Raw genomic sequence first — 25575 nt, 5'->3', positions numbered from 1 at the left:
TATGCAGGGAAAAATCATTAAGGGAATTGCCGGATTTTATTATGTGCAGACAGCGTCCGGCGTTTATGAATGCAAGGCGAAGGGAATTTTCCGCAAAGACGGCACGAAGCCGCTGGTCGGCGACAATGTGGAGCTTAACGTTCTTGAAGAAGCGGAGCGCACGGGCAGCATTGAAAAGATCCTGCCGCGGAAAAATACCCTCATCCGCCCGGCGGTCGCCAACATTGACCAGGCGCTGGTTATTTTTGCGGCGGCAAAGCCAAAGCCGAACCTCAATCTGCTCGACCGCTTTCTGGTGGCAATGGAAAAGCAGTCGGTGAAATCGGTAATCTGTTTCAACAAGCAGGATATCGTGGAGAAAGAGGAGTGCGAGCGGCTGCGGTCTGTGTATGAAAACTGTGGCTGTCGGGTGCTGTTTGCAAGCGCGCTCACGCAGGAGGGCTTATCAGGCGTGCGTGAGATCCTGAAAGGGAAAACGACCGCGGTGGCCGGTCCCTCCGGCGTCGGGAAGTCGTCGCTTGTCAATCTGCTTGTGCCGCATGCGCAGATGGAAACCGGAGCGATCAGCGAGAAGATCGATCGCGGAAAGCATACCACCCGCCATAGTGAGATCCTTGCGATAGACAGAGACACGTTTCTGTGCGATACGCCCGGCTTCAGCTCTCTCTCTGTGTGGGATATGGAAAAGGAGGAGCTGAAGGAGTATTTTCCGGAGTTTGCGCCCTACCGGGGGGACTGCCGTTTTCTTGGCTGCACGCATACGCACGAGCCGGGGTGCGCGGTGAAGGCAGCGCTTGCGGAAGGCAGGATCAGCCGCCAGCGCTACGAAAATTATCTGGAAATGTATGATGAGTTAAAAAATAAGAGAAGATATTAATGATGTCCGGGATTTTGGAGGCGCAAAGCGCGGAAAAATCCGAGGGGATCATATAAAAAGGGGAACGAATATGAAAAATTTACTTGCACCATCCATACTTGCGGCGGATTTCTGCGCGCTCGGAGAACAGGTACGGGCGGCTGATGAGGCGGGAGCGGACTATATCCATATTGATGTGATGGACGGGATGTTTGTGCCGAGTATTTCTTTTGGAATGCCGGTTGTCGCTTCGCTCCGCAGGGCGACGAAAAAGGTGTTTGACGTCCACATGATGGTCCAGGAACCGGAGCGCTATCTGAAGGACTTTGCCGACTGCGGGGCGGATTCCATTACGGTACATGCCGAGTGCTGCCGTCATCTGGATCGCACACTGCAGGAGATCAGGGAGCTTGGGCTGCGCGCGGGCGTTGCGCTCAATCCGGCGACGCCTCTGCAGCAGCTGGATTATGTGCTGGACAAGGCGGATATGGTGCTGCTGATGACGGTTAATCCGGGTTTTGGCGGACAGGCGTTTATCGGGAGCAGCCTGGGAAAGATAAGGGCGCTGCGCAGCCGCCTGGAGGCGGAGGGACGCCGGATCGACATTGAGGTGGATGGCGGCATCAACCGGAAAACGCTTCCGCAGGTGCTGGAGGCGGGCGCGAATGTGATCGTAGCAGGCTCGGCGGTCTTCGGCGGCGATATCCGCAAAAATGTAGAGGAATTAAAGGAAATGATGAAATGAAGACATTGATTATCGGCGGGGGCAATATCGATTATGATTTTGCCCTTGCTTTTATGAGAGAGAATCCACATGATTTTGTCATTGCCGCGGATAAGGGCATGGAGTTTCTGCGGCGTGCGGAGCGCCTGCCGGATGTGATCGTGGGGGATTTTGATTCGGTTTCCCCGGAAACCCTTGCCTGGTTTGCGGAAAAGAAGGTGGAGATCCGCAAATTCCAGCCGCAGAAGGATTCGACGGATATGGAGATCGCCGTGCTGATGGCGCTGGAGAACGGCAGCACACAGATCACTGTTCTTGGAGCGACCGGCAGCCGGATGGATCACATGCTTGGCAGTATCAGAAATCTGTCGCTGGCGCTGTGCGCCGGAGTGCCGTGCAGTATCGTGGACGCGCACAACCGCATCCGGCTGTTCGGCGGACCGCTGACGATAAAAAAAGAGGAGCAATACGGAAAGTATGTATCGCTCCTTGCCTTCGGGGAGCCGGTGACAAATCTTACGCTGCGCGGTTTTTTCTATCCGCTCGACGGGTATACTATGACGTGTGACGATGCCATCGGCGTCAGCAACCAGATCACGGAGAACGAGGCGCGCATCACGTTCGACAGCGGGCGGCTGCTTGTTATCGAGTCGCGCGATTAAAGGAGCAGGCAATCCGTCGGCATCAGGAAACAGTGTCGTGCTTCCGAGGGCAGACGATAGGCGGATACAGGCGGCAGGCGTTCATCAGCGTGTGTCGAACATCGTCGACATATGACGTACGGAAATACTTGCCAGCTTGTCGTATTTTGTGCTAAACTGTACCATATTAAAAGATTATAAGTTTTCAGGAGGATAAATAGATGAAACTCGGAATCGTAGGGCTTCCGAATGTCGGAAAAAGTACTTTGTTTAATTCCCTTACAAAAGCAGGTGCGGAATCGGCGAACTACCCGTTCTGCACGATTGACCCGAATGTGGGTGTGGTGCCGGTGCCGGACGAGCGTCTGCAGAAGCTGGCGGCGCTGTACAATTCCGTAAAGGTGACGCCGGCGGTGATTGAATTTGTCGACATCGCAGGGCTGGTAAAGGGCGCCTCCAAAGGAGAGGGGCTGGGCAACCAGTTTCTCGCAAATATCCGCGAGGTGGACGCTATCGTTCATGTGGTGCGCTGCTTTGACGATACCAATGTTATCCATGTGGACGGCAGCGTGGATCCGGTGCGCGACATCGAAACCATCAATCTGGAGCTGATCTTCTCGGACATCGAGATCCTGGAGCGCAGGATCGCCAAGGTATCCAGAGGTGCCCGCAACGATAAGGCGCAGGCGAAGGAGCTGGAGCTGCTGCAGCGTCTGAAGGGGCACCTGGAGGAAGGGAAGCTTGCCATCACTTTTACGACGGATGATGAGGACGAGCAGGAGTGGCTCTTTGGCTACAATCTGCTTACCGGAAAACCGGTGATCTTCGCTGCAAACGTGGCGGAGGACGATCTGGCGGACGACGGCGCTTCCAACGAATATGTGCAGGCTGTACGAAAACTTGCCGAAGAGCAGGGCAGCGAGGTGTTTGTCATCTGCGCGCAGATCGAGCAGGAGATCGCCGAGCTGGAGGAGGACGAAAAGAAAATGTTCCTCGAAGACCTGGGGATCGAGCAGTCCGGGCTTGAAAAGCTCATCCAGGCAAGTTACCGTATCCTTGGTCTGATCAGCTACCTCACTGCCGGAGAGCCGGAGACGCGCGCGTGGACCATCAGGGTCGGCACCAAAGCGCCGCAGGCAGCCGGAAAGATACATTCCGATTTTGAGCGCGGTTTTATCCGCGCGGAAGTTGTAAACTATCAGGATCTTCTTGAATGCGGCAGCATCGCGGCGGCAAAGGAAAAGGGGCTGGTGGGACTGGAAGGAAAAGATTATGTGGTGAAGGATGGAGACGTGATTCTCTTCCGCTTCAATGTGTAAGCGGTCCCTCACCGGAAAATGGAGTGATGAATTTTGAGTGAACGGACGATTCTTTTTCCGAATCTGGGACTTACATTCAGGAATGTAGGAAAAACGATTGATATTTTCGGATTTGAAATCGCGTACTATGGAATCATCATTGCCCTTGCGATGGCGTGCGGTATCGCACTGCTGCTGCATGTGGCAAAAAAGACGGGGCAGGACGACGATCAGTATTTTGACGTCAGTCTGATCGCGATCGTCATTGCGCTTCTTGGCGCAAGGATTTACTATGTAGTATTTTCCTGGGAATACTATAAAGACAATCTCCGGGAGATTTTAAATTTCCGGGGAGGCGGACTGGCGATTTACGGGGGCGTGATTGCAGGAGCGCTCACCGTGTGGGTTTACACACGGGTAAAGAAGAAAAACTTCGGTCAGTTTGCCGATACCATCTGTGTCGGACTTGTCTTAGGGCAGCTTATCGGCAGATGGGGCAATTTTTTCAACCGCGAGGCATTCGGAGGCTATACGGACAACCTGCTGGCGATGGCACTCCCGAAGGAAGCGGTGCGCGCAGGCGAGATCACGCAGGAAATGCTGGAGCATATACAGGTCATTGACGGAGTGGAATTTATACAGGTTCATCCTACCTTTTTGTATGAATCTCTCTGGAATCTGGCTCTGCTCATTTTTCTGCTGTGGTTTACCAGCCGGAAACATTTTCACGGTGAAGTGTTTTTGCTTTACCTCACAGGCTACGGCATTGGACGGGCGTGGATCGAGGGACTGCGGACGGATCAGCTTCTGCTGCCGGGAATCAATATCCCGGTTTCACAGGCATTATCTATCCTGCTTGTAATTGTCTCGGTGCTCATCATTGCCGTTCGGAGAAGAAGAGAAAGGAACCAGAAAGCAAGATGAATCAAATCGAAAATCTGAAAGTACAGATCGAAAAGGAACGCCGGAAACTGGAGGAAATGCTCAGTACCATGACATTGACCATGGAGGATGTGCTGATGCAGAGCAGAAAACTGGACGGACTGATGGAGGAATATATCAGTCTTACCAACTAACACAAGATAATGTGCGCGAGTTTGCACCAAACGCAACATATGGAAAAGTACCCGAAAGAGGGTACTTTTTTTTGTTGCCATGCATCCACAGGAAGCTGCCGGCGGCAGGTCCTGCAGGTGCACAAAGCGTGTTCTGTTATGTGACTAAAAATAAAAAAACGAAAAAAACACTTGTCATTTCCCTGAAACTGGTCTATTATTAATGTGTAAGTGGAGAGAAGTGGTGGATTGTGGTACAAAATGGGAGGAAAATCCCAGCAATCCCCATCCGCATCAGAGGGATGCGGTACGAAAGCAGGTGTGTCATATGTTCATGGGAGAATACAATCATGCGATAGACACCAAAGGCAGGCTGATCATCCCCTCCAAATTCAGAGAAGAGCTTGGAGAAGAATTTGTGGTTACAAAGGGATTGGATGGCTGTCTGTTTGTATTTCCCAACGATGCATGGCACGAATTTGAGGAAAAGCTTCGTGCGCTTCCGCTTACGAATAAGAGCGCAAGACAATTTTCACGTTTCTTTGTGGCGGGCGCCACGCCGTGCGAGCTGGACAAGCAGGGGAGAATTCTTCTACCGGGAACGCTTAGGGAATTTGCTGGTCTGGAGAAAGACGTGGTACTGACCGGGATGCTCAACCGGATTGAAATCTGGAGCAAGGAAAAATGGAGCGAGAACAATTCATACGACGATATGGATGAGATCGCGGAACAGATGTCAGATATTGGGCTTGTCATATAGCCTGGGGAGGACTGTATGGAATTTAAGCATACTTCTGTACTTCTGGAAGAGACCATAGATGCTCTGAATATCAACCCGGATGGGATCTATGTGGACGGTACTTTGGGCGGCGGCGGACATTCTTATGAAATCTGCAAAAGATTGTCCGGCAAAGGACGGCTGATCGGCATCGATCAGGATGCGGCGGCGATCGCGGCGGCATCGGAGCGCTTAGGGGAGTTTAAAGATAAAGTAACGATCATCCGCAGCAATTACTGTGAGATGAAGGAAAAACTGGCTGGCATAGGAGTGACAGGCACAGATGGAATTATTTTGGACCTTGGTGTTTCCTCCTACCAACTGGACACGGCAGACCGCGGCTTTACCTACCGGGAGGACGCTCCGCTCGATATGAGGATGGATCAGCGTCAGACGCGCACGGCGAGGGATATTGTGAATGAGTACAGCGAGATGGAGCTTTACCGCATCATCCGTGATTACGGGGAGGACAGGTTCGCAAAGAATATCGCGAAGCATATCGTGCTGGCACGGCAGGAGAAACCACTGGAAACAACTGGGGAGTTAATTCATGTGATAAAAGCGGCGATACCGATGAAAGTCCGAGCGGTTGGAGGACACCCGGCTAAAAAGACATTCCAGGCAATCAGGATCGAGTTGAATAATGAACTGGGAGTTCTGTCAGATTCACTGGATGATATGATAGAGCTTTTAAACGATAAGGGACGCATTTGCATCATTACCTTTCATTCGCTGGAGGATCGTATTGTAAAGAACGGCTTCCGAAGGAATGAAAATCCCTGCATTTGTCCGAAAGAATTTCCGGTGTGCGTATGCGGCAGAGAGCCGAAGGGGAGCGTGATCACCAGAAAACCGATTCTTCCGGGTGAGGAGGAAATAAAAGTAAACAGCCGGGCGAAGAGCGCAAAGCTGCGCGTCTTTGAACGGAAAAAGTAGGAGGAGATCTTATGGCTGCACCGCGCAGAACGGCAGACCGGACACAGGCATCGCGCCAGAGCACCGGCCGCCGCTACACAACTACATATATTGACGGCAACGTGGTGCGCCACATCCAGACGGATCCGCAGCGTGAGCGTCAGCAGCGCGCGCGCAGATCGCAGGCGGTAAATACCCGCAGAAACAGGCAAAAGGCTCTGAATATGACGATGCCGTATGTGATGTTCCTTACTGCGGCGGCGATCGCGACCGTATTTCTTTGCGTGCAGTATCTGCAGCTGCAGGCGCTCGGCACCAGCTACCGCGGTGATATCGCGGCGCTGGAGAGTACCCTCAGCGAGGCAAAGCTTGCGAACGACAGCGCATACGAAGAGGCGATCTCGTCCGTAAGTATGGAGCAGATCAAGGAAGTTGCCGTAAATGAGCTTGGCATGGTTTATGCGGACGAGGGGCAGGTAATCGTCTACAGCAGCCAGAAGGAAGATTATATCCGGCAGTATGAAGAGATTCCGCAGGAATAGATGCTGCATATACAGTAAAGGGTGAGCAGATGGCAGCAAGAAAAAAAAGAGAACAAAGGTTTACGAAAGAAATGCAAATAAAGCTTTTGGCGATATTTGCATTCGTTTTATTATTGCTTGTTATTTTAAATTTACTTATCGCTTATATCAATGCAAAGAGCGGAGAGCAGTACGCAAAGGTTGTACTGTCGCAGCAGACGTACGACAGTAAGACCATCCCATACCGCAGGGGAGAGATCCTCGACCGCAATGGAAATATTCTGGCAAAGAGCGATAAGGTATATAATGTAGTGCTGGACTGCAAGGTGATCAACAGCTCGGACGACTACATCGAGCCGACCATCCGGGCGATCACGAGTGTGTTCGGGCTGGATGAGGCGGAGGTGCGGAACCGCATTTCGAGCGAGGAGACGAAAAACAGTCAGTATCAGATCGTAAAATACGGCATTTCGCTGGAGGAAAAGCAGGCGTATGACGATTACACCGATCTTTCCGAGGAGCGCAGCCTCACACAGGCGCAGCGGACGGAGCTTGAAAACGTGCAGGGCATCTGGTTTGAGGAGGATTATGTGCGGTCCTATCCGATGAACAACGTCGCCTGCACGGTGCTGGGCTTTGCAAACTCCTTAAACGACGGTATTTTCGGCCTGGAGGCGTACTATGACGAGATTTTAAACGGCGTGGACGGCAGGGAATACGGCTATCTGAATTCCGATCGGGAGCTGCAGGAAAACATTATTGAGCCGGAAAACGGACACAATGTCGTATCGACGATCGACGTCAACATCCAGCAGGTTGTGGAAAAATATATCGCGCAGTTTGAGGAGGAAAATAAAAACGGACCCTGGGAGGAGACGCAGGGACATGCCAGCAAGCACACCGGCGTGATCGTGGCGGATCCGAAGACCGGGGAGATCCTTGCGATGGCGACAGATAAAACGTTCGATTTAAATGACCCACAGAATCTGTCGGGCTGGTACTCGGAAAAGGATCTGGAGGCGATGACGGACGAGGAGAAGTCCGAGGCGCTGAACGAGATGTGGTACAACTTCTGTGTTTCCGAGGCGTTCGAGCTTGGCTCCACCTACAAGCCGATCGTGGTGGCGTCGGCGCTCGACAGCGGCAGTATCACAACGAACTTCGGCGTTACCTGCAACGGCTATCTGCAGCCGGTGACGGAGGAGGATCCGATCAACTGTACCGGCATTCACGGGGAGGAGACGCTGGGGGATGTGCTGAAAAACTCCTGCAACCCCGGTATGATGACGATCGGTATGGACATGGGCGTGGATATCTTCTGTAAATACCAGGATATCTTTGGTTTTGGAAAACGTACCGGCATCGACCTGCCGAATGAAAACTCCGGCGCGCTGCACGGGGTCAACAAAATGGGGATCATGGAGCTGTGTACCTGTTCCTTTGGACAGGGCTTTACGGCGACGATGATCCAGGAACTGGCAGCGTTCTGCGCAGTAGTGAACGGCGGCTACTATTATAAGCCGCATGTGGCGAAGCAGATTCTTGATGAGAACAACAGCGTAGTTTCCAATATTGAGCCGCTGCTGATCTCACAGCCGGTATCCACGAAAACTTCCTATCAGCTGCGGGATTACCTGGAGATGGTAGTCACAGAGGGCACCGCGACGGACGCACAGATCGCAGGCTATGATATCGGCGGAAAAACCGGAACGGCGGAAAAAATTCCGCGTGGAAACGGAAAATACATTATTTCCTATATCGCGGCGGCGCCGATCGACGATCCGCAGGTGGTTGTCTACGCGGTGATCGACGAACCGAACATCGAGAACCAGGAGGACGGGTCCTACACGAAGAATCTTGTGAAAAGTATCATGCAGGAAATTCTGCCGTACATGGGCATCTATCCCACCGGGGAGCTTACGGAGGAGGAACAGCAGAACCTCGGTATGCAGGTCGACAGAGAGCCGGAGACCGAGATGGTGGCGCAGTACGTGTATGACGAGTGGGGCAATATAATGTATGATGAGACGACCTGGGAGCCGCTCACCGAGCTGGTTCCTGTGGAAGTGACAGAAAGCGAGTACGAGGCGGACAACGTATACGGAAACGTAGCGCCGCCCACGCAGTCAGACGACGGCACCGTGGACGAAAACCAGGCGGACGCCGCAAATCCGGAGGAATATATCTACGAGTAAACATAACTCTGCAGAAGGATTCATAAACTACAGTGAATACCTTCTGCGGAGTTTTTGTTTTGAGACTGAAAACATTTCACCGGAAAAAAGTGGTCACTGTATTTCTTGTCTGCATGCTTGCACTCGTGTTTCTCGCGGGGCGTCTGATGAAGCTGATGCTGTTCGAATCAGAGTACTACGCGAAGAAGGCGCAGGATCTGCATGAGCGCGAACGCGACATTAAGGCGGCCCGCGGCCGGATCCTTGACGCCTGCGGAAATGTGCTTGCCACGAACCAGACAGTCTGCACGATCTCCGTCATTCACAGCCAGATTGAGGACCCGGAGGCGGTTATCCGTGCGCTGACAGAGGAGCTCGGTCTTTCCGAGGAGACGGTGCGAAAGCGCGTGGAGAAGCGCAGCTCTATCGAGCGTATTGAGACAAACGTTGACAAGGAGATCGGCGACAGGATCCGTGAAATGAATCTGGCGGGCGTGAAAGTGGACGAGGATTTTAAGCGCTGGTATCCCTACGGCACGCTCGCCTCCAAGGTGCTCGGCTTTACCGGCGGCGACAACCAGGGTATCGTCGGGCTGGAGGTAAAATATGAGGATATTTTAAAGGGGAGCGACGGCAAGATTCTCACACTCACGGACGCGCGCGGCGTGGAGCTGCCGGAGGCGGGCGAGAGCCGCCTGGAGCCGATCGCAGGGAATGATCTATGCATCAGTCTTGACGCCAATATCCAGAAATTTGCAGAGCAGGCGGCTGAAAAGGTAATGGAGAAGAAGAGCGCCGACCGCGTTTCCATTATTATTATGCGGCCGTCAAACGGGGAGATCCTGGCGATGGTCGATGTGCCGGAATTTGACCTTAATAATCCCTTCGAGCTAAATTCGGTGGATGCGGCGGCGGATACGGCCACACAGGCAGAGAGTGACGCCGGGCAGGAGGAAAGCGCCGGCACGGATGCTGCAGAAGCCATGACGGATGCCGAGCGGCAGGACGCCTGGAACCGGATGTGGCGCAACGGCTGCATCAACGACACCTACGAGCCGGGTTCCACCTTCAAGATCATCACGGCGTCCGCCGGGCTGGAGGAGGGCGTTGTATCCCTCACCGATCAGTTTTCCTGCCCGGGCTACAAGATCGTGGAGGACAGAAAAATCCGCTGCCACAAGGTGGTGGGGCATGGAAGTGAGAATTTCGTGCAGGGCGCGCAGAATTCCTGCAACCCGGTGTTTATCGAGGTGGGGCTGCGGCTGGGCGTGGAGCGGTATTACCATTATTTTGAACAGTTCGGGCTTCTCTCAAAAACCGGCATCGACCTGCCTGGCGAGGCTGCGACCATCATGCACAAGATGGAAAATATGGGGCAGGTGGAGCTTGCCACCGTCGCCTTCGGACAGTCATTCCAGATCACGCCGATCCAGCTTATCACTACCGTCAGCTCGCTGATCAACGGCGGCAGGCGCATTACGCCGCATTTCGGCGTAGAGGTGCGCGACAATGAAGGAACGCTTTTGAAGGTGCTGGAATATCCGGAAGGGGAGCAGATTTTGTCAGAAGAGACCTCCGAAAAACTGCGCTATGTGCTGGAGCAGGTAGTGGACGGCGGCTCCGGCAAAAACGCCTATCTGGAGGGGTATCATGTCGGCGGAAAGACGGCTACCTCCGAGACGCTGCCGCGCAGTGCCAACAAATACATATCCTCCTTCATCGGTTTTGCTCCGGCGGACGATCCGCAGGTCATCGGGCTTTGCGTCATCCATAATCCGCAGGGCGTTTATTATGGCGGAACGATCGCGGCGCCGGTCATCCGGGAAATTTTCTCCAATATCCTGCCATATCTTGAAATTGAGAAGGATGAGATGCGGGAGATACAGGATGTGACATCTGATCACTAAGTTTTGGTTGCCTAATAGAGAAAAAAGACTTATAATTCAGATATATAGTCTTTTTCAGGAGGATAAAAAATGATAAGTTTGGAAATAGTCTGGTCGCTGCTGATCGCCTTTGCCATCAGTGTGATTTTAAGCCCCTTTGTGATCCCCTTCCTTCGCAAACTGAAGGTGGGAAATACTGAGCGCACGGACGGGGTGGAGTCGCATCTGAAAAAAAACGGTACGCCGACGATGGGCGGTCTGATCATTCTGATCAGCGTGCTGATCACCTCGCTTTTATTTATCGGGCGCTATCCGCGCATCATTCCGATCCTGTTCCTCACGCTCGGCTTCGGGATCATCGGTTTTCTGGATGACTATCTGAAGGTCGTGCTGCGCCGCTCGGATGGACTGCTGCCAAAGCAGAAATTCATCCTGCAGATTGTTATTACGACGATCTTTGTGATCTACATACTGGTGGTCGATCCCGACTGTTTGCTGATCATGCTGCCGTTTACCGGAGGAATGTATTTTGACTGTGTGTGGGTGACGGTGCCGCTTGTCTATCTGGTGGTGCTCGGCACGGTCAACGGCGTGAATTTCACCGACGGACTGGATGGGCTTGCCACGGGTGTCACAACGATGGTGGCGGTGTTCTTTACGATCGTTTCCATGGGAACGCAGGCGGGCATCGAGCCGATCACGGCGGCAGTCACCGGAGCGCTCTTAGGGTTCCTTTTGTTTAACTCGCATCCGGCGCAGGTATTTATGGGCGATACCGGTTCCCTTGCGCTCGGCGGCTTTGTGGCGGGCTGCGCCTATGTGCTGCAGATCCCCATCCTGATCCCGGTGTTTGGCTTCATCTATATGATCGAGGTGATCTCGGTGATCATCCAGGTCACTTACTTTAAAAAGACAGGCGGTAAAAGATTTTTTAAGATGGCTCCGATCCATCACCACTTCGAGCTCTGCGGCTGGTCGGAGACGCAGATCGTGGCGGCTTTCACGATAGTCACAGCGCTGCTGTGCCTGATCTGCCTGTGCGGACTGTAGGGATTTAAATAGGTTTTGCAAAAAACGGAGGAGAACGACATGGATTTACAAAATAAAAAGGTACTGGTTTTCGGGACAGGCATCAGCGGCATCGCCGCGGCGCAGCTCTTAAAAAGAATGGGCGCCTGTCCGGTACTCTTTGACGGAAATGCGACCTTAAAAAAAGAGGATATCTACGAGAAGCTTGGCGAGTCTGAGACGGAGCTTTATCTCGGTGAGCTGCCGGGGGAAGTGATAGAGCAGCTTTCTCTGGTGGTGTTAAGTCCCGGCGTGCCCACGGACCTTCCGCTGGTGAATACTCTGCGCGAGCGCGGTCTTCGCATATGGGGTGAGATTGAGCTTGCCTATGAAAACAGCCGCGGCGACGTGCTTGCGATTACCGGTACAAACGGAAAGACGACCACCACCAGCCTGCTTGGCGCGATCATGGAGCACGTGCGGGATTCGGTGTTTATTGTCGGAAATATCGGCACGCCCTACACACAGATGGTTACGCAGACCGCAGATAATTCCGTGACAGTCGCGGAGATCAGCAGCTTCCAGCTGGAGACCATTGAGGCGTTCCGCCCGAAGGTCAGCGCGATCTTAAATATCACGCCGGATCATCTGAACCGGCATCATACCATGGAAGAATACATACGGGTAAAGGAGCTGATCACCGCAAACCAGACGCCGGAGGATACCTGCGTTTTGAATTATGAGGATGAGGTCCTGCGGAAATTTGGCCAAACGCTTTCCTGCCGCGTCATATTTTTCAGCAGCCTGCGTACATTAGAAAAAGGAATTTCTTTGAACGGCGATATGATCGAATACCGTGACGGAAATTCGGTCATCTCCTTCTGCAGCACGAAGGAGCTGAAGCTTCCGGGAAGACACAATTACGAGAATGTAATGGCGGCTGCGGCGATGGCGCTGGCATACGGCGTTTCCGTGGAGGACATCTGCTATGTGCTGAAGCGCTTCACGGCGGTAGAACACCGTATCGAATTTGTGGCTGAGGTGGACGGTGTCGTCTACTACAATGATTCCAAGGGAACAAATCCGGACGCTGCCATCAAGGGCATTCAGGCGATGGATCGTCCGACGCTGCTCATCGGCGGCGGTTACGACAAAAATTCCGACTATGAGGAGTGGATCCGGGCGTTTGACGGCAAGGTGCGCTGCCTTGTGCTCATCGGTCAGACGCGTGAGAAGATCAGGGCGGCGGCGGAGCGCTGCGGCTTCACAGACACCGTGCTCTGCGACTCCTTTGAGGAAGCCTTCCGCTTCTGCGCGGAGCACGCACAGAAGGGCGACGCTGTGCTTCTCTCGCCCGCCTGCGCAAGCTGGGGAATGTTCCAGAATTACGAGGTGCGCGGCAGGGTATTTAAAGAGATGGTGCATCGGCTGGAGAAGAGATAAAATAGAATTGACAGGAGTGGTTTCGTGCATCCGGAAAAGAAGAATCTGGATTTCACACTGCTGATAATTGTGCTTGCCCTAGTCATTTTCGGGCTGGTTACACTGCAAAGTACAAGCGCATACAACGGCAGCGTCCGCTTTCTGGATGCCGGCTACTATTTCAAAAAACAATTATTTGCCACAGCGCTCGGGCTGGCCGCTATGGGGATCATCTCCCGCATGGACTACCACATCTTTTCCCGGTTTGCCGTCTGGGGCTATCTTATGTCCCTGGCGCTGTCGGGCGCGGTTCTGCTGGTGGGCGATTCCTACAACGGCTCAAAGCGCTGGCTGTCCCTGGGACCGCTTTCGTTTCAGCCCTCGGAGTTTGCAAAACCGGCGGTCATTCTGTTTCTCGCCTGGTTTATCAGCACGCGCAGAAAAAATCAGGGAAGCTTAAAGCTGCTGGTCGGCGTTGTGGCGCTGGTGCTGCCGATCGTTGGTCTGGTCGGCACGAATAACTTAAGCACGGCGATCATCATTTTGGGAATCGCCGTCATTCTGGCGTTTGTCTCCAACCCGAAATATCTGCAGTTTGTGTGGATCGGAGCGACGGGCGTCGGATTTATTGCCGTTTTTCTGAGCATGGAGCAGTATCGGATGGAGCGTCTCGCCATCTGGCGCAATCCGGAAGCCTACGAGAAGGGCTTTCAGACCATCCAGGGGCTTTATGCGATCGGCTCCGGCGGGCTCTTTGGCAGAGGGCTTGGCGAGAGCCTGCAGAAGCTCGGGTTTGTGCCCGAGGCGCAGAACGACATGATCTTTTCCATCATCTGCGAGGAGCTTGGTCTGATGGGCGCGCTGCTTCTGCTGTTTATTTTTCTTTTGATGCTCTGGCGGTTCATGGTGATCGCCACGCACGCGCCCGATCTGTTCGGCGCGCTGATCTGTGCCGGAATCATGGGGCATATTGCTATTCAGGTTATTTTAAACGTTGCGGTGGTCACAAACACGATCCCGAACACCGGAATCACGCTGCCATTTATCAGCTACGGCGGCACCTCCGTGCTTTTTCTGCTCTCTGAAATGGGGCTGGCGCTCTCCGTCAGCAGGTGGCAAAAAGGAAACTCCGGCATATACTAACGTATGTGTGTATGTGCGGAGGTAAGGGTGTGGATCGGATACAGACCAGGGGCAACATTCCGCTGTGCGGAGAAGTGACAATACAGGGATCGAAGAATGCTGCCCTGCCGCTGATGGCGGCAGCGGTTCTTCACAGAGGAACGACGGTACTCCACCGCTGTCCGCAGATCCTGGATGTGGAATATATGAGCGGGATCCTGCGCGGGCTTGGATGTACCGTGACGCGCGAAGGCCAGACACTGATCATAGATGCGCGGGAAATAGCAGGCTGCCGCGTCCTGCCGCAGCTTGCCACGCGGCTGCGCGCTTCTGTGCTTCTGATGGGAAGCCTGCTCGGAAGATGCGGCTGTGCGCGCCTGCCCTATCCGGGTGGCTGCACGATCGGACAGCGCCCGATCGACCTGCACCTGCAGGTGTTTGAACGTATGGGCGCGCAGATCCTGCCGGAGGAGGAAGAAATCGGCGTGTACGCCGGATCATGCTGTAAATCTGCAGAAGGCGCTCGTCTGCATGGCTGCTGCATCCGCCTTGCGTTTCCGAGTGTGGGTGCGACGGAGAACGCGATCCTTGGGGCTGTGCTTGCGGATGGCACGACGGTGCTCGACGGCTGCGCCCTGGAACCGGAGATCGCAGAGCTGTGCCGCTTTTTAAATGCGAAAGGAGCCAGGATCGAGGGGATCGGCAGAAGAAAGCTTACGATCACCGGCGTGACCGATCTGCAGGATTCACAGTATACACTGATGCCGGATCGGATCGTCGCCGGTACATATCTGCTTGCGGCGGCGGGAACCGGAGGAAGCATTTCCGTGCGCGGCGTCTGCCCGGAGCATCTGGGCACGCTCACTCAAATTTTGCAAAAAACCGGCGCACGGATAGAGACTTTTCGCGATACAGTCCGTATGGATGCGCAAGGGGCACACCGTTCGGTTCCTGCCATCCGGACGGAGCCGTATCCGGGATTCCCGACAGATCTGCAGTCGCAGCTTATGGTGTTTCTGACCGGGGCGGACGGGATGAGCAGAATCGAGGAGCGGCTTTTCGAATCGCGGTTTCTGATCGCGGAGGAGCTGCGCAGGATGGGCGCGGAGATCGTCACAGACGGGCAATGCGCTGTGATAAAAGGGAAAAAAAGACTGCAGGGATGCACGGTGCAGGCGCAGGAACTGCGCGGGGGAGCGGCGCTTGTGGCGGCAGGTCTGATGGCCGAGGGAGAAACTATTATTTTGGGCAGTCATTTTATAAAGAGAGGCTATGAAGATATCTGCCGCGACCTTTCCGGTCTGGGGGCGGATATAAAAGAACTTTGAGAGGTGTTTGTGCATGGAACTGCAGAGGAGAAAAAAACGAAATCTGCTGAAGCTGCCGCTGCTGGTTTTTCTGGTGGTGGTCGTCATTGGCTTTGCGGTGATTTTCGGGCTGTTTCACATCCGGCAGGTGGACGTCATTGGAAATGAATTTTATTCTGCGGCAGAAATCCAGAAAATGGTAATGTCGGATTCTCTGGCGGAAAATACAATTTATCTTACCTGGAAATACAGCGACCCGGAGGCGGCGGGGGAGCTTCCGTTTCTGAGCGCGGTGGAGGTAACGATGCTGCAGCCGTGGCATGTGCAGATCCGGGTGTATGAAAAAACAATTGCCGGATATCTGATGTTTTCCGGTTCGCGGGTATATTTCGATACCGACGGGAACGTTGTGGAAATTTCCGGGGAGGAGCGGGACGGCGTTCCGCCGGTATCCGGGGTTTCTATCGGGCAGCCGGCGCTCGGCGAGCCGCTGCCGGTAACGGATGACGCCTTTCTCGCTGATATCGTAGCGAACGCGCGCGCGCTGCATCAGAGCGGTCTGACGCCCGATGAAATTCATTATGATGATCAGCAGAATATGATTCTCTATTTTGGAGAAAGCCGGGTGATGCTGGGAGACACCTCCTACATGGAGGAAAAGCTGGAGGAGCTTGCCGCGATCTATCCGCAGATGGAGGGAATGTCCGGGACACTCCACATGGAGACCTATACGCCCGATGCCGTGTCCGTCCGTTTCGTTCCGGGTGAGCGCGGCGAGGAGGAACAGGAGCTGCTCATCAATCAGAACAGAGTATCATCCTCTGAGGAGGAGCAGACAGAAACCGATGAGAATGGCGAAATTGTCCCGTCCTCCGAGGAAGGAACAGCGGAAACCAGTGGGGAAACCGATGCGGAAAGCGGCGGCAGCGGCTATGTCGAGGACTCCAGCAGATTCTCAACCGACGCAAACGGCAACGAGATCTACACCGATGCAGCGGGCAACGTCACCACCAACCTCGATCAGCCTTATCTCGGCGACGACGGTCAGATCATCACCGACGGCTATGGCTATATTGATCCGTATACGGGTGCGTATATTTTAAATAATTGATATTTAATAGAAAAAATACTTGCTAAATCCCATGAAAACTTATATTATAGAGATAATAGTGGGAAAATACTGTCGTAGGACAGAGGACGAGAAGGAGGAAATACCTTGTTAGAGATTATGTCAAATGAAGCAGAGTCTGCAGCGAAGATTATCGTCATTGGTGTCGGCGGTGCGGGCGGAAATGCAGTAAATAGAATGGTAGATGAGGCGATTGCCGGTGTGGATTTTATCGCTGTGAACACAGATAAACAGGCGCTGGATCTTTGCCGTGCACCGCATACGATCCAGATCGGTGAGAAAGTGACAAAGGGACTTGGCGCAGGAGCAAAGCCGCAGGTTGGACAGCAGGCGGCGGAGGAAAGCTCCGAGGAGATCAAGCAGGCGATCACCGGCGCGGACATGGTATTTGTTACCTGCGGCATGGGCGGCGGCACCGGAACAGGTGCGGCTCCGGTCGTTGCAGGTCTTGCAAAAGAGATGGGCATCCTTACCGTCGGCGTTGTCACAAAGCCGTTTCGCTTTGAGGCAAAGACGCGTATGAACAATGCACTTGCCGGCATCGAAAAATTAAAAGACAATGTAGACACACTGATCGTTATCCCGAACGACAAGCTTCTGGAGATCGTGGACAGACGCACCACCATGCCGGAGGCGCTCAAAAAAGCGGATGAGGTACTGCAGCAGGCGGTACAGGGCATCACAGACCTTATCAATCTTCCGGCGCTGATCAACCTGGACTTCGCGGATGTACAGACCGTTATGACCGACAAGGGCATCGCACACATCGGTATCGGACAGGCCAAGGGCGACGACAAGGCGCTCGAAGCAGTAAAGCAGGCGGTATCCAGCCCGCTGCTTGAGACGACCATCAGCGGCGCTTCCCACGTCATCATCAATATTTCCGGAGACATCTCCCTTATGGATGCAAACGACGCGGCAAGCTATGTGCAGGAGATGGCAGGCGAGAACGCAAACATCATTTTTGGCGCTATGTACGACGATACATATGCCGACGAGGCAAGTATCACCGTTATTGCTACAGGCCTGCACGATGAGAATAAGGAACAGGAGACAGCTCCGAAAAAGACCGGCACGGGCAGAAGGATCGTTCCGGAGTTCAACTATCAGCCGAATACCGGCAGGACGGAAATGCCGTCTGGCCTGCGTACGCCAACGCCGCTTGCGGGGCTGAATAACAGCGGATCTTCCGCAGGTAAGCTGCGTGCACCGGAAGGAAAAGTACAGGAAAGAGACATCCAGATTCCGGATTTCTTAAAGAGAAGATAAAAGCATTACAGGCAGGGCTGCGCATTACAGGCGATGGCCTTGCCTTTTTATAGTTGTCACGAAGGGAAAAATGCTGCAAAGCAGGAAAGAGTATGAGGGATACATAATGAAAACATGGACGAAAAAGAGTCTTGGCGGACTGCTTCTTTTGTTTGCGCTGCTGCTGTTCCCATCGGGAGCGGCGAAGGCGGCCAATATCGTGGTCGTGCTTGACCCGGGACATGGCGGCACGGAGATCGGCGCACGCCGTACCTGGAATGGCAGGAATTACTATGAGGAGATCCTGAACCTGAAGATTGCAAAATACGCAAAGGCGGAGCTGGAGACATACAGCGGCGTCACGGTATATATGACGCGGACGACTAATACGATTGCCTATATGGACCGGCAGGCGCGTGTGGAATTTGCAAAAAACAAAAAGGCTTCCGCACTGGTGAGCATTCACTTAAACAGCGGCGGAGGCGGAAAGGCAAGCGGCGCGCTTGCAATGGTGCCGTCGCCCTCAGGCTATCCCTATGCGGAAGCGGCAGAATCCCGGACGCTCGCAAGAACGATCCTCACACAGCTTCAAAGTACGGCGGGGCTGAAGATCTATGGCGGCGGTTTTCAGTATGACGACGAGCTGGGCATCCTTCTGTATGGTATGAAAAAGAAGAACGAAACCGTAAAAACAAGTGAGGGAAAAAAGAAGGGCGTCGGTACGTATCGTCTTCCGAGTATGATCATTGAGCATTGCTTCCTGGATAACAAGAGCGACTGCCAGAAGTATCTGAGCAGCGAAGCAAAGCTGAAAAAGCTCGGCGTTGCGGATGCGCAGGGAATTGCAAAGTATTTTGGACTGAAAAAGAAAGGCTCTGCTGCTCCGACTGTGAAAAACGGCTGGAAGACGGAGAATGGAAAAAAGTGCTACTATGTAAACGGCGTAAAGCTGAAGGCTAAGTGGAAAAATATCGGCGGAAAATATTATTATTTTGACGCGAGCGGATATATGAAGACTGGTCCGTTTAAGATTGGCAAGACAGCGTATATTACCAATGAGAGCGGCGTGCGCCAGAGTGGACTGGTAGAATACAAGGGCAGGCACTACTATGCCAACAGCAAGGGCATCCTGCAGATGGGCTGGCAGACAATCGGCGGAAAGACGTATTATTTCAGCCCGACGACCGCCAGAGCGTATAAGGGACTGAAAACGATCGGAAAGAAAACATATTATTTTCATCCGACCACTGGCGTTCAACAGAAAAAATGGGTGAAGCTCTCCAATGGAAAGCTGATGTACTTCCGGCGTGAGAGCGGCGAGCAGGTAAAGGGAAAATGGCTGCATCTGAGCGGAAAATATTATTATATCGGAAAAGACGGTTATGCTTACGTCAGCACGACAAAAACCATAAGCGGAAAGAAGTACAAGTTTAATGCGAAGGGCGTATGCACAAACCGTAAATAAAAGGAGGATATCATGAACAAGCCGACACTGGTAATTATGGCAGCAGGAATGGGCAGCCGCTACGGCGGACTCAAGCAGATCGATCCGGTAGACGATCAGGGACATATCATTATGGATTTTTCTATTTATGATGCGGTGCGCGCCGGATTTGAGAAGGTAGTGTTTATCATCAAAGAGGAAAATGAGGCGGATTTCCGGGCGTCCATTGGCGACCGCATGGAGAAGCAGATCGAGGTGGCATACGCCTATCAGCGTCTGACAGATCTGCCGGAGGGCTTTTCCGTGCCGGAGGGACGAGTGAAGCCGTTCGGAACCGGACAGGCGGTGCTCTCCGCGATCGACTGCATCGACGGACCGTTTGCTGTTATTAATGCGGACGATTATTACGGTGTTTCCGCTTACCGTCAGATGTACGATTATCTGACGACGCATGAGGACGACGACAAGTACCGCTATGCGATGGTCGGCTACATTCTGGAGAACACGCTGACGGAAAACGGTCATGTTGCGCGCGGTATCTGCGTGACAGACGAAAAAGGCTTTCTGACTGACATCCACGAGCGCACGCGCATTGAGCGCCGCGGCGACGAGACGGCATACACGGAGGACGACGGAAAGACCTGGAACGTCATCCCGGCGGGCAGCATTGTTTCCATGAATATGTGGGGCTTCAGCCGCAGTATGCTGAAGGAGCTGAAGGATGGATTTCCGCGTTTCCTCAAAGAGAATCTGCCGGTCAACCCCTTAAAGTGTGAATATTTCCTGCCGTTTGCGGTAAACGACCTGATCAAAGAGGGAAAGGCGTCCGTGCAGGTGCTCAAAACCGGGGACCGCTGGTACGGCGTCACCTACAAGCAGGATAAGCCGGTGGTCGTGCAGGCGATGCGCGATCTGAAGGCGGCGGGCGTGTATCCGGAAAATTTGTGGGGATAAATGAAGAAAGTATATACCATTTTCATGTAAAATGGTATATACTTATTTTTGCAGGAGAAGAATCAGAGAAAACTGCAAAAAGATAAACAGGGAGGAAGATTCGAATGGCTATTTTAGTAACAGGCGGAGCCGGTTATATCGGGAGCCACACATGTGTAGAACTGCTGAACGAGGGCTATGAGGTTGTTGTAGTAGATAATCTTTATAACGCCAGCGAAAAAGCGCTGGAGCGCGTTGAGCAGATTACCGGGAAAAAAGTGAAATTTTATAAGGTGGACCTGCTGGACAAGGAAGCTCTGGCGGAAGTATTTGACAAAGAGGATATCGAATCGGTTATTCATTTTGCAGGTTTAAAGGCGGTGGGTGAATCGGTTGCGAAGCCGCTGGAATACTACCATAACAATATGACGGGTACCTTCAACCTCTGCGATGTTATGAGAAATCATGGCGTGAAGAACATCGTGTTCAGCTCCTCCGCTACCGTTTACGGTGATCCGGCGTTCGTGCCGATCACAGAGGAATGCCCGAAGGGCAAAATTACCAATCCGTATGGACAGACCAAGGGGATGCTGGAGCAGGTGCTCACCGACCTCAATGTGGCGGATCCGGAGTGGAATGTGGTGCTTCTGCGCTACTTCAACCCCATCGGTGCGCATGAGAGCGGACTGATCGGCGAGGATCCGAAGGGTATCCCGAACAATCTGGTGCCGTACATCGCACAGGTGGCAGTGGGCAAGCTGCAGGCACTCGGCGTATTTGGAAACGACTATGATACGCCGGATGGTACCGGCGTGCGCGACTACATTCATGTAGTGGATCTGGCAAAGGGACATGTAAAGGCGATCGAGAAGCTTAAGAAAAAGGAAGGCGTGAGCATCTATAACCTGGGCACCGGAAAGGGCTACAGTGTGCTGGATGTACTGCACGCATTTGAGAAGGCATGCGGAAAAGAGCTTCCGTATGTGATCAAGCCGCGTCGCCCGGGCGATATTGCGACCTGCTACGCAGATCCGACAAAGGCGAAGAATGAACTTGGATGGGTAGCGGAAAAAGGAATCGAAGAAATGTGTGCAGATAGCTGGAGATGGCAGAGCAGCAATCCGAACGGTTACGCCGATTAAGCTGCCTTTTTGTATACTTCGAAACAAGGAGCAGTCATGTTTGATATCCAAGAGGAATTAAAAAAACTCCCGGCAAAGCCGGGAGTTTATATTATGCACGACGAAAAGGATGCGATCATCTACGTCGGCAAGGCGATCAGTCTGAAAAACCGGGTGCGCCAGTATTTTCAGAGCAGCCGCAATAAGGGCGCAAAAATCGAGCAGATGGTGACGAAGATCAGCCGCTTCGAGTACATCGTCACCGATTCCGAGCTGGAGGCGCTGGTGCTGGAGTGCAATCTGATCAAGGAGCACCGTCCGAAATACAACACCATGCTGAAAGACGATAAGACGTATCCGTTTATTAAGGTGACGGTGAGCGAGCCGTTTCCGCGGGTGCTTTTTTCGCGTACCATGAAAAAAGACAAGTCGCGCTACTTCGGACCGTACACCAGCGCGGGCGCCGTCAAGGATACCATCGAGCTGATCAATAAGCTTTATAAGCTGCGTACCTGCAATCGCGTTTTGCCGCGGGATATCGGAAAAGAGCGTCCCTGCCTGAATTATCATATTAAACAGTGTCAGGCGCCCTGCCAGGGCTATGAGAGCCGTGAGGAGTACGCAAAGCGCGTGGCGCAGGCGGTGGAGTTTCTGAACGGGAATTATAAGCCGGTGCTGAAAATGCTGGAGGAGCGTATGAACGAGGCGGCGGAGCGGCTGGATTTTGAGGCTGCGATCGAACAGCGGGAACTCCTGGCGAGCGTGAAGCAGATCGCGCAGAAGCAGAAGATCACCTCCGGAGACGGCGAGGACAAGGATGTGATCGCGCTTGCAGCGGACGACCGCGACGCGGTGGTTCAGGTATTTTTTGTGCGCGCCGGACGTCTGATCGGACGCGACCATTTTTATCTGCGCGTGGCGCCGCACGACACGCCGGGCGTGATCCTGGACAGCTTTCTGAAGCAGTTTTATTCCGGCACCCCTTTTATCCCACGCGAGATCATGCTGCAGGAGGAAATCGAGGATAAGGAGGTCATTGAGGAGTGGCTCTCAAAGCGGCGCGGCGGCAGAGTATATCTGCGGGTGCCGAAGAAGGGCACGAAGGAAAAGCTGGTCGAGCTGGCGGCGCAGAACGCCCGCATGGTACTCACGCAGGACAGCGAGAAGATCAGGCGCGAGGAGGGCAGGACCATCGGTGCAATGAAGGAGATCGCTTCTCTCTTAGGTCTGGAGAATGTGGTGCGTGTCGAGGCGTTCGATATCTCCAACATCAGCGGTTTTGAGTCAGTCGGCTCCATGATCGTCTATGAAAAGGGCAAGCCGAAGACGAGCGACTACCGCAAATTCAAGATCAGGACCGTGAAGGGGCCGGACGACTACGCCAGCATGGAGGAAGTGCTGGAACGAAGGTTCGCACACGGCCTGGCAGAGCGTGAGGAAAACGCGGAGTTTGGAAGCTTCAGCCGTTTCCCGGATCTGATCATGATGGACGGCGGCAAGGGGCAGGTAAACGTGGCTCTGCGCGTGCTGGAAGAGCTGCATCTGGATATCCCGGTCTGCGGCATGGTGAAGGACGATAATCACCGCACCCGCGGGCTGTACTATCAGAACGAGGAAATCCCCATCGACCGCAGCTCCGAGGGCTTCAAGCTGATCACGCGTATCCAGGACGAGGCGCACCGCTTCGCGATCGAATATCACCGTTCTCTGCGCGGCAAGCAGCAGGTACACTCTGTGCTGGACGATATCGCGGGCATTGGCGAGACGAGACGCAAGGCGCTGCTGCGCCGCTTCAAATCCCTGGAGGCGATTCGTGACGCCTCGGTGGAGGAGCTTGCCTCTACGGAAACCATGAACCGGCAGGCGGCGCAGAGGGTGTACGATTACTTCCATTAAATCGGGAAAATGCCGGATTTTGCAGCCCGGGAGGAGGCGGTTTTGTGCAATTAACATTTCCGGCGTTGCAGTTTGGCGCTTTGTGTGCTATACTTTTTTATAATAGGGTTTCTGCTTTGGAACCCGGACAGGAAAGTATTCAGATAAGGAGAAGGAACATGGCAAGCAGTGTGGCACTGACGAAAATGGTAGAAAAAATGAATCTGAAGAATGTGACGCCGGAGGTCGATCTGAGCCAGATCCGCATTACCGTGCCGGATATCAACCGCGCTGCGCTGCAGCTGGCAGGTTATTTTGAGCATTTCACCTCGGAGCGTGTGCAGATCATCGGATATGTGGAATATACCTATCTGATGGGGCTCCCAAAGGAGGAAAAGCTGCCCGTATACGAGCGGTTTGTTTCTTATAAGAGCCCGTGCATCATTTATACGACAAGGACAAAGCCGGAGGAGGAGCTTTTGCAGTTTGCGATCCAGTACGGCGTGCCGGTTTTCATTACGGATAAGGAGACGTCGGCATTTTCGGCGGAGCTGCAGCGGTGGCTGAATGTGGAGCTTGCACCGTGCATTTCCATCCACGGTGTGCTGGTGGACGTATACGGCGAGGGCGTTCTGATCATGGGCGAGAGCGGCATCGGAAAAAGCGAGGCGGCGCTGGAGCTGATCCGCCGCGGACACCGTCTGATTTCCGACGATGTAGTGGAGATCCGCAAGGTGAGCGACGTCAGCCTGGTGGGGAGCGCGCCGGATATCACGCGCCATTTCATTGAAGTGCGCGGTATCGGAATCATCAATGTCAAGACGCTGTACGGCGTGGAGGCGGTGAAGAATACGCAGACCATCGATATCGTCATTAAGCTGGAGGAATGGGACAAGGATAAGGAATACGACCGCCTCGGTCTGGAGGAGGAGTACATTGAGTTTCTCGGGAACCGTGTGGTCTGCCATTCGCTTCCGATACGCCCCGGCAGAAACCTGGCGATCATTTTGGAGGCTGCGGCAGTCAACCACCGTCAGAAGAAGATGGGCTACAATGCGGCGCAGGAGCTGTACAACCGTGTGCAGCAGAATCTGACCAGAAAGCGCGAGCAGTAAATATAAGGAAAGAGAAAGGGCGAGGACTTTGCCCGAAAAATGGAGGATGGGGAAATGAAGAAGTATTGTTTTGGAATTGATGTAGGCGGAACTACCGTAAAGTGCGGCCTGTTTGATGTGAAGGGAACCGTGCTGGACAAGTGGGAGATCAAGACGCGGACGGAGAACAACGGCTGCAATATCCTGCCGGATGTGGCGGATACCATCGCCGATAAGATCCGCGAAAAGGACCTCGACCGCGATGAGATCGCCGGCGTCGGGCTTGGCGTTCCGGGACCGGTCAACGAGGAGGGGGAGGTTCCGGCTGCGGTAAATCTGCACTGGGGTTATGTGCATCTGGTCAATCAGATGGAGCGCCTTACCGGGCTGACGGTCAAGGCCGGAAATGACGCGAACGTTGCCGCGCTCGGTGAGATGTGGAAGGGCGGCGGCGCAGGCTACCACAATGTCGTTCTGGTAACGCTTGGTACCGGCGTCGGCGGCGGTATCATTAACAACGGACAGATCATCACCGGCACGCATGGGGCGGGCGGCGAGATCGGGCACATCCACGTTACCGATTCGCTCACGGCAAAGTGCAACTGCGGAAACTGCGGCTGTCTGGAGCAGGTGGCATCGGCGACCGGCATTACCTTCCTGGCAAAGCGCCGTCTGGCGAAGGACGAAACGCCGTCCGTGCTGCGTAAAAAAAATATCTCTGCAAAATCCGTATTTGACGCGGTAAAAGAGGGAGACGCAGTTGCGATTGAGATTGCTGAGGAGTTTGGAAAGTATCTTGGCACTGCGCTCGCAAATGTGGCGGGCGTCACCGACCCCGATATCTTCGTAATCGGCGGCGGTGTCTCCAAGGCAGGTCCGATCCTTCTTGAATTCATCCAGAAATACTATAAACAGTATGCGTTCATCGCATGCAAGGAAACACCGTTTGCGCTCGCAGAACTCGGCAACGACGCCGGGATCTACGGAGCGGCGAAGCTGGTGCTGTAAAGGAAATCAAAAATCT

At 53.6% G+C, this 25575-nt stretch carries 23 protein-coding genes; all 23 read left to right on the top strand.

The window, feature by feature from the left end; translation table 11 throughout:
* Position 1 precedes the first annotated feature (1 nt).
* Positions 2-877: a ribosome small subunit-dependent GTPase A gene (gene rsgA / locus ACLU9Q_RS01165; RefSeq protein ID WP_296833704.1), complete on the top strand. Its 876-nt coding sequence runs from the start codon at positions 2-4 to the stop codon at positions 875-877.
* A gap of 70 nt (positions 878-947) precedes the next feature.
* Positions 948-1601, top strand: coding sequence for a ribulose-phosphate 3-epimerase (gene rpe, locus ACLU9Q_RS01160; RefSeq protein WP_302225296.1), 654 nt, complete (start codon positions 948-950; stop codon positions 1599-1601).
* Complete coding sequence (locus ACLU9Q_RS01155; protein WP_412624562.1) at positions 1598-2242, top strand: thiamine diphosphokinase; 645 nt, start codon at positions 1598-1600, stop codon at positions 2240-2242. The genes rpe and ACLU9Q_RS01155 overlap by 4 nt, the downstream gene beginning before the upstream one ends.
* Positions 2243-2442: 200 nt before the next feature.
* Positions 2443-3540 (top strand): redox-regulated ATPase YchF, encoded by a 1098-nt coding sequence (gene ychF / locus ACLU9Q_RS01150; RefSeq protein ID WP_412624561.1) that lies wholly within the window; start codon positions 2443-2445, stop codon positions 3538-3540.
* 33 nt (positions 3541-3573) lie between these two features.
* On the top strand, positions 3574-4443 hold the full coding sequence (gene lgt, locus ACLU9Q_RS01145) for a prolipoprotein diacylglyceryl transferase (RefSeq protein ID WP_296833744.1): 870 nt from the start codon (positions 3574-3576) through the stop codon (positions 4441-4443).
* A complete protein-coding gene (locus ACLU9Q_RS01140; RefSeq protein WP_296833747.1) occupies positions 4440-4595 on the top strand; it encodes a Spo0E family sporulation regulatory protein-aspartic acid phosphatase in 156 nt (51 codons plus the stop codon). The genes lgt and ACLU9Q_RS01140 overlap by 4 nt, the downstream gene beginning before the upstream one ends.
* A gap of 307 nt (positions 4596-4902) precedes the next feature.
* The gene (gene mraZ / locus ACLU9Q_RS01135; RefSeq protein WP_296833771.1) at positions 4903-5334 is read left to right on the top strand and encodes a division/cell wall cluster transcriptional repressor MraZ; all 432 of its coding nucleotides are present in this window, start codon (positions 4903-4905) and stop codon (positions 5332-5334) included.
* Between the two features lie 15 nt (positions 5335-5349).
* Positions 5350-6288, top strand: coding sequence for a 16S rRNA (cytosine(1402)-N(4))-methyltransferase RsmH (gene rsmH / locus ACLU9Q_RS01130; protein WP_296833750.1), 939 nt, complete (start codon positions 5350-5352; stop codon positions 6286-6288).
* Positions 6289-6299: 11 nt separating this feature from the next.
* Entirely contained in the window at positions 6300-6809 is a 510-nt protein-coding gene (locus ACLU9Q_RS01125; protein WP_296833753.1) for a hypothetical protein, read from the top strand.
* Between the two features lie 29 nt (positions 6810-6838).
* Entirely contained in the window at positions 6839-8983 is a 2145-nt protein-coding gene (locus ACLU9Q_RS01120) for a peptidoglycan D,D-transpeptidase FtsI family protein (protein ID WP_298512108.1), read from the top strand.
* A 113-nt stretch (positions 8984-9096) separates the two neighbouring features.
* Entirely contained in the window at positions 9097-10869 is a 1773-nt protein-coding gene (locus ACLU9Q_RS01115; RefSeq protein WP_412624592.1) for a peptidoglycan D,D-transpeptidase FtsI family protein, read from the top strand.
* A 72-nt stretch (positions 10870-10941) separates the two neighbouring features.
* The gene (gene mraY / locus ACLU9Q_RS01110) at positions 10942-11898 is read left to right on the top strand and encodes a phospho-N-acetylmuramoyl-pentapeptide-transferase (RefSeq protein ID WP_296833774.1); all 957 of its coding nucleotides are present in this window, start codon (positions 10942-10944) and stop codon (positions 11896-11898) included.
* Positions 11899-11937: 39 nt separating this feature from the next.
* The gene (murD, locus tag ACLU9Q_RS01105; protein ID WP_296833762.1) at positions 11938-13299 is read left to right on the top strand and encodes a UDP-N-acetylmuramoyl-L-alanine--D-glutamate ligase; all 1362 of its coding nucleotides are present in this window, start codon (positions 11938-11940) and stop codon (positions 13297-13299) included.
* A 24-nt stretch (positions 13300-13323) separates the two neighbouring features.
* Positions 13324-14421, top strand: coding sequence for an FtsW/RodA/SpoVE family cell cycle protein (locus ACLU9Q_RS01100; RefSeq protein ID WP_296833765.1), 1098 nt, complete (start codon positions 13324-13326; stop codon positions 14419-14421).
* A 29-nt stretch (positions 14422-14450) separates the two neighbouring features.
* Positions 14451-15728, top strand: coding sequence for a UDP-N-acetylglucosamine 1-carboxyvinyltransferase (gene murA / locus ACLU9Q_RS01095; protein WP_302225308.1), 1278 nt, complete (start codon positions 14451-14453; stop codon positions 15726-15728).
* A 13-nt stretch (positions 15729-15741) separates the two neighbouring features.
* Positions 15742-16818 (top strand): cell division protein FtsQ/DivIB, encoded by a 1077-nt coding sequence (locus ACLU9Q_RS01090; RefSeq protein WP_296838463.1) that lies wholly within the window; start codon positions 15742-15744, stop codon positions 16816-16818.
* 117 nt (positions 16819-16935) lie between these two features.
* Positions 16936-18105 (top strand): cell division protein FtsZ, encoded by a 1170-nt coding sequence (gene ftsZ / locus ACLU9Q_RS01085; RefSeq protein WP_296838469.1) that lies wholly within the window; start codon positions 16936-16938, stop codon positions 18103-18105.
* A gap of 106 nt (positions 18106-18211) precedes the next feature.
* Positions 18212-19549, top strand: coding sequence for an N-acetylmuramoyl-L-alanine amidase (locus ACLU9Q_RS01080; RefSeq protein ID WP_296838460.1), 1338 nt, complete (start codon positions 18212-18214; stop codon positions 19547-19549).
* 12 nt (positions 19550-19561) lie between these two features.
* Entirely contained in the window at positions 19562-20482 is a 921-nt protein-coding gene (locus tag ACLU9Q_RS01075) for a nucleotidyltransferase family protein (protein ID WP_296838456.1), read from the top strand.
* A 104-nt stretch (positions 20483-20586) separates the two neighbouring features.
* On the top strand, positions 20587-21603 hold the full coding sequence (gene galE, locus ACLU9Q_RS01070; RefSeq protein WP_296838452.1) for a UDP-glucose 4-epimerase GalE: 1017 nt from the start codon (positions 20587-20589) through the stop codon (positions 21601-21603).
* A 36-nt stretch (positions 21604-21639) separates the two neighbouring features.
* Positions 21640-23478 carry an excinuclease ABC subunit UvrC gene (uvrC, locus tag ACLU9Q_RS01065; RefSeq protein WP_296838443.1) on the top strand — a complete coding sequence of 613 codons (1839 nt, stop codon included), beginning with the start codon at positions 21640-21642 and terminating at the stop codon, positions 23476-23478.
* A gap of 158 nt (positions 23479-23636) precedes the next feature.
* A complete protein-coding gene (hprK, locus tag ACLU9Q_RS01060; protein ID WP_296838437.1) occupies positions 23637-24572 on the top strand; it encodes an HPr(Ser) kinase/phosphatase in 936 nt (311 codons plus the stop codon).
* 54 nt (positions 24573-24626) lie between these two features.
* Positions 24627-25559, top strand: a complete 933-nt coding sequence (locus tag ACLU9Q_RS01055) for an ROK family glucokinase (protein ID WP_296838430.1) — start codon at positions 24627-24629, stop codon at positions 25557-25559.
* The last annotated feature ends 16 nt before the right edge of the window (positions 25560-25575 follow it).

Origin of the sequence: Marvinbryantia sp. (genome assembly GCF_047017445.1) — a bacterium.
Lineage (GTDB): Bacteria > Bacillota > Clostridia > Lachnospirales > Lachnospiraceae > Marvinbryantia.
The sequence above is the reverse complement of the archived record's forward strand: the minus strand, read 5'-3'. Positions and strand labels throughout refer to the sequence as shown.

Excerpts from the sequence above, each read along its gene's own strand:
- rsgA (WP_296833704.1), top strand. The coding sequence starts at position 2 with ATGCAGGGAAAAATCATTAAGGGAATTGCCGGATTTTATTATGTGCAG.
- rpe (WP_302225296.1), top strand. The coding sequence starts at position 948 with ATGAAAAATTTACTTGCACCATCCATACTTGCGGCGGATTTCTGCGCG.
- ACLU9Q_RS01155 (WP_412624562.1), top strand. The coding sequence starts at position 1,598 with ATGAAGACATTGATTATCGGCGGGGGCAATATCGATTATGATTTTGCC.
- ychF (WP_412624561.1), top strand. The coding sequence starts at position 2,443 with ATGAAACTCGGAATCGTAGGGCTTCCGAATGTCGGAAAAAGTACTTTG.
- ACLU9Q_RS01140 (WP_296833747.1), top strand. The coding sequence starts at position 4,440 with ATGAATCAAATCGAAAATCTGAAAGTACAGATCGAAAAGGAACGCCGG.
- mraZ (WP_296833771.1), top strand. The coding sequence starts at position 4,903 with ATGTTCATGGGAGAATACAATCATGCGATAGACACCAAAGGCAGGCTG.
- rsmH (WP_296833750.1), top strand. The coding sequence starts at position 5,350 with ATGGAATTTAAGCATACTTCTGTACTTCTGGAAGAGACCATAGATGCT.
- ACLU9Q_RS01125 (WP_296833753.1), top strand. The coding sequence starts at position 6,300 with ATGGCTGCACCGCGCAGAACGGCAGACCGGACACAGGCATCGCGCCAG.
- ACLU9Q_RS01120 (WP_298512108.1), top strand. The coding sequence starts at position 6,839 with ATGGCAGCAAGAAAAAAAAGAGAACAAAGGTTTACGAAAGAAATGCAA.
- ACLU9Q_RS01115 (WP_412624592.1), top strand. The coding sequence starts at position 9,097 with ATGCTTGCACTCGTGTTTCTCGCGGGGCGTCTGATGAAGCTGATGCTG.
- murD (WP_296833762.1), top strand. The coding sequence starts at position 11,938 with ATGGATTTACAAAATAAAAAGGTACTGGTTTTCGGGACAGGCATCAGC.
- ACLU9Q_RS01090 (WP_296838463.1), top strand. The coding sequence starts at position 15,742 with ATGGAACTGCAGAGGAGAAAAAAACGAAATCTGCTGAAGCTGCCGCTG.
- ftsZ (WP_296838469.1), top strand. The coding sequence starts at position 16,936 with ATGTCAAATGAAGCAGAGTCTGCAGCGAAGATTATCGTCATTGGTGTC.
- ACLU9Q_RS01080 (WP_296838460.1), top strand. The coding sequence starts at position 18,212 with ATGAAAACATGGACGAAAAAGAGTCTTGGCGGACTGCTTCTTTTGTTT.
- ACLU9Q_RS01075 (WP_296838456.1), top strand. The coding sequence starts at position 19,562 with ATGAACAAGCCGACACTGGTAATTATGGCAGCAGGAATGGGCAGCCGC.
- galE (WP_296838452.1), top strand. The coding sequence starts at position 20,587 with ATGGCTATTTTAGTAACAGGCGGAGCCGGTTATATCGGGAGCCACACA.
- uvrC (WP_296838443.1), top strand. The coding sequence starts at position 21,640 with ATGTTTGATATCCAAGAGGAATTAAAAAAACTCCCGGCAAAGCCGGGA.
- hprK (WP_296838437.1), top strand. The coding sequence starts at position 23,637 with ATGGCAAGCAGTGTGGCACTGACGAAAATGGTAGAAAAAATGAATCTG.
- ACLU9Q_RS01055 (WP_296838430.1), top strand. The coding sequence starts at position 24,627 with ATGAAGAAGTATTGTTTTGGAATTGATGTAGGCGGAACTACCGTAAAG.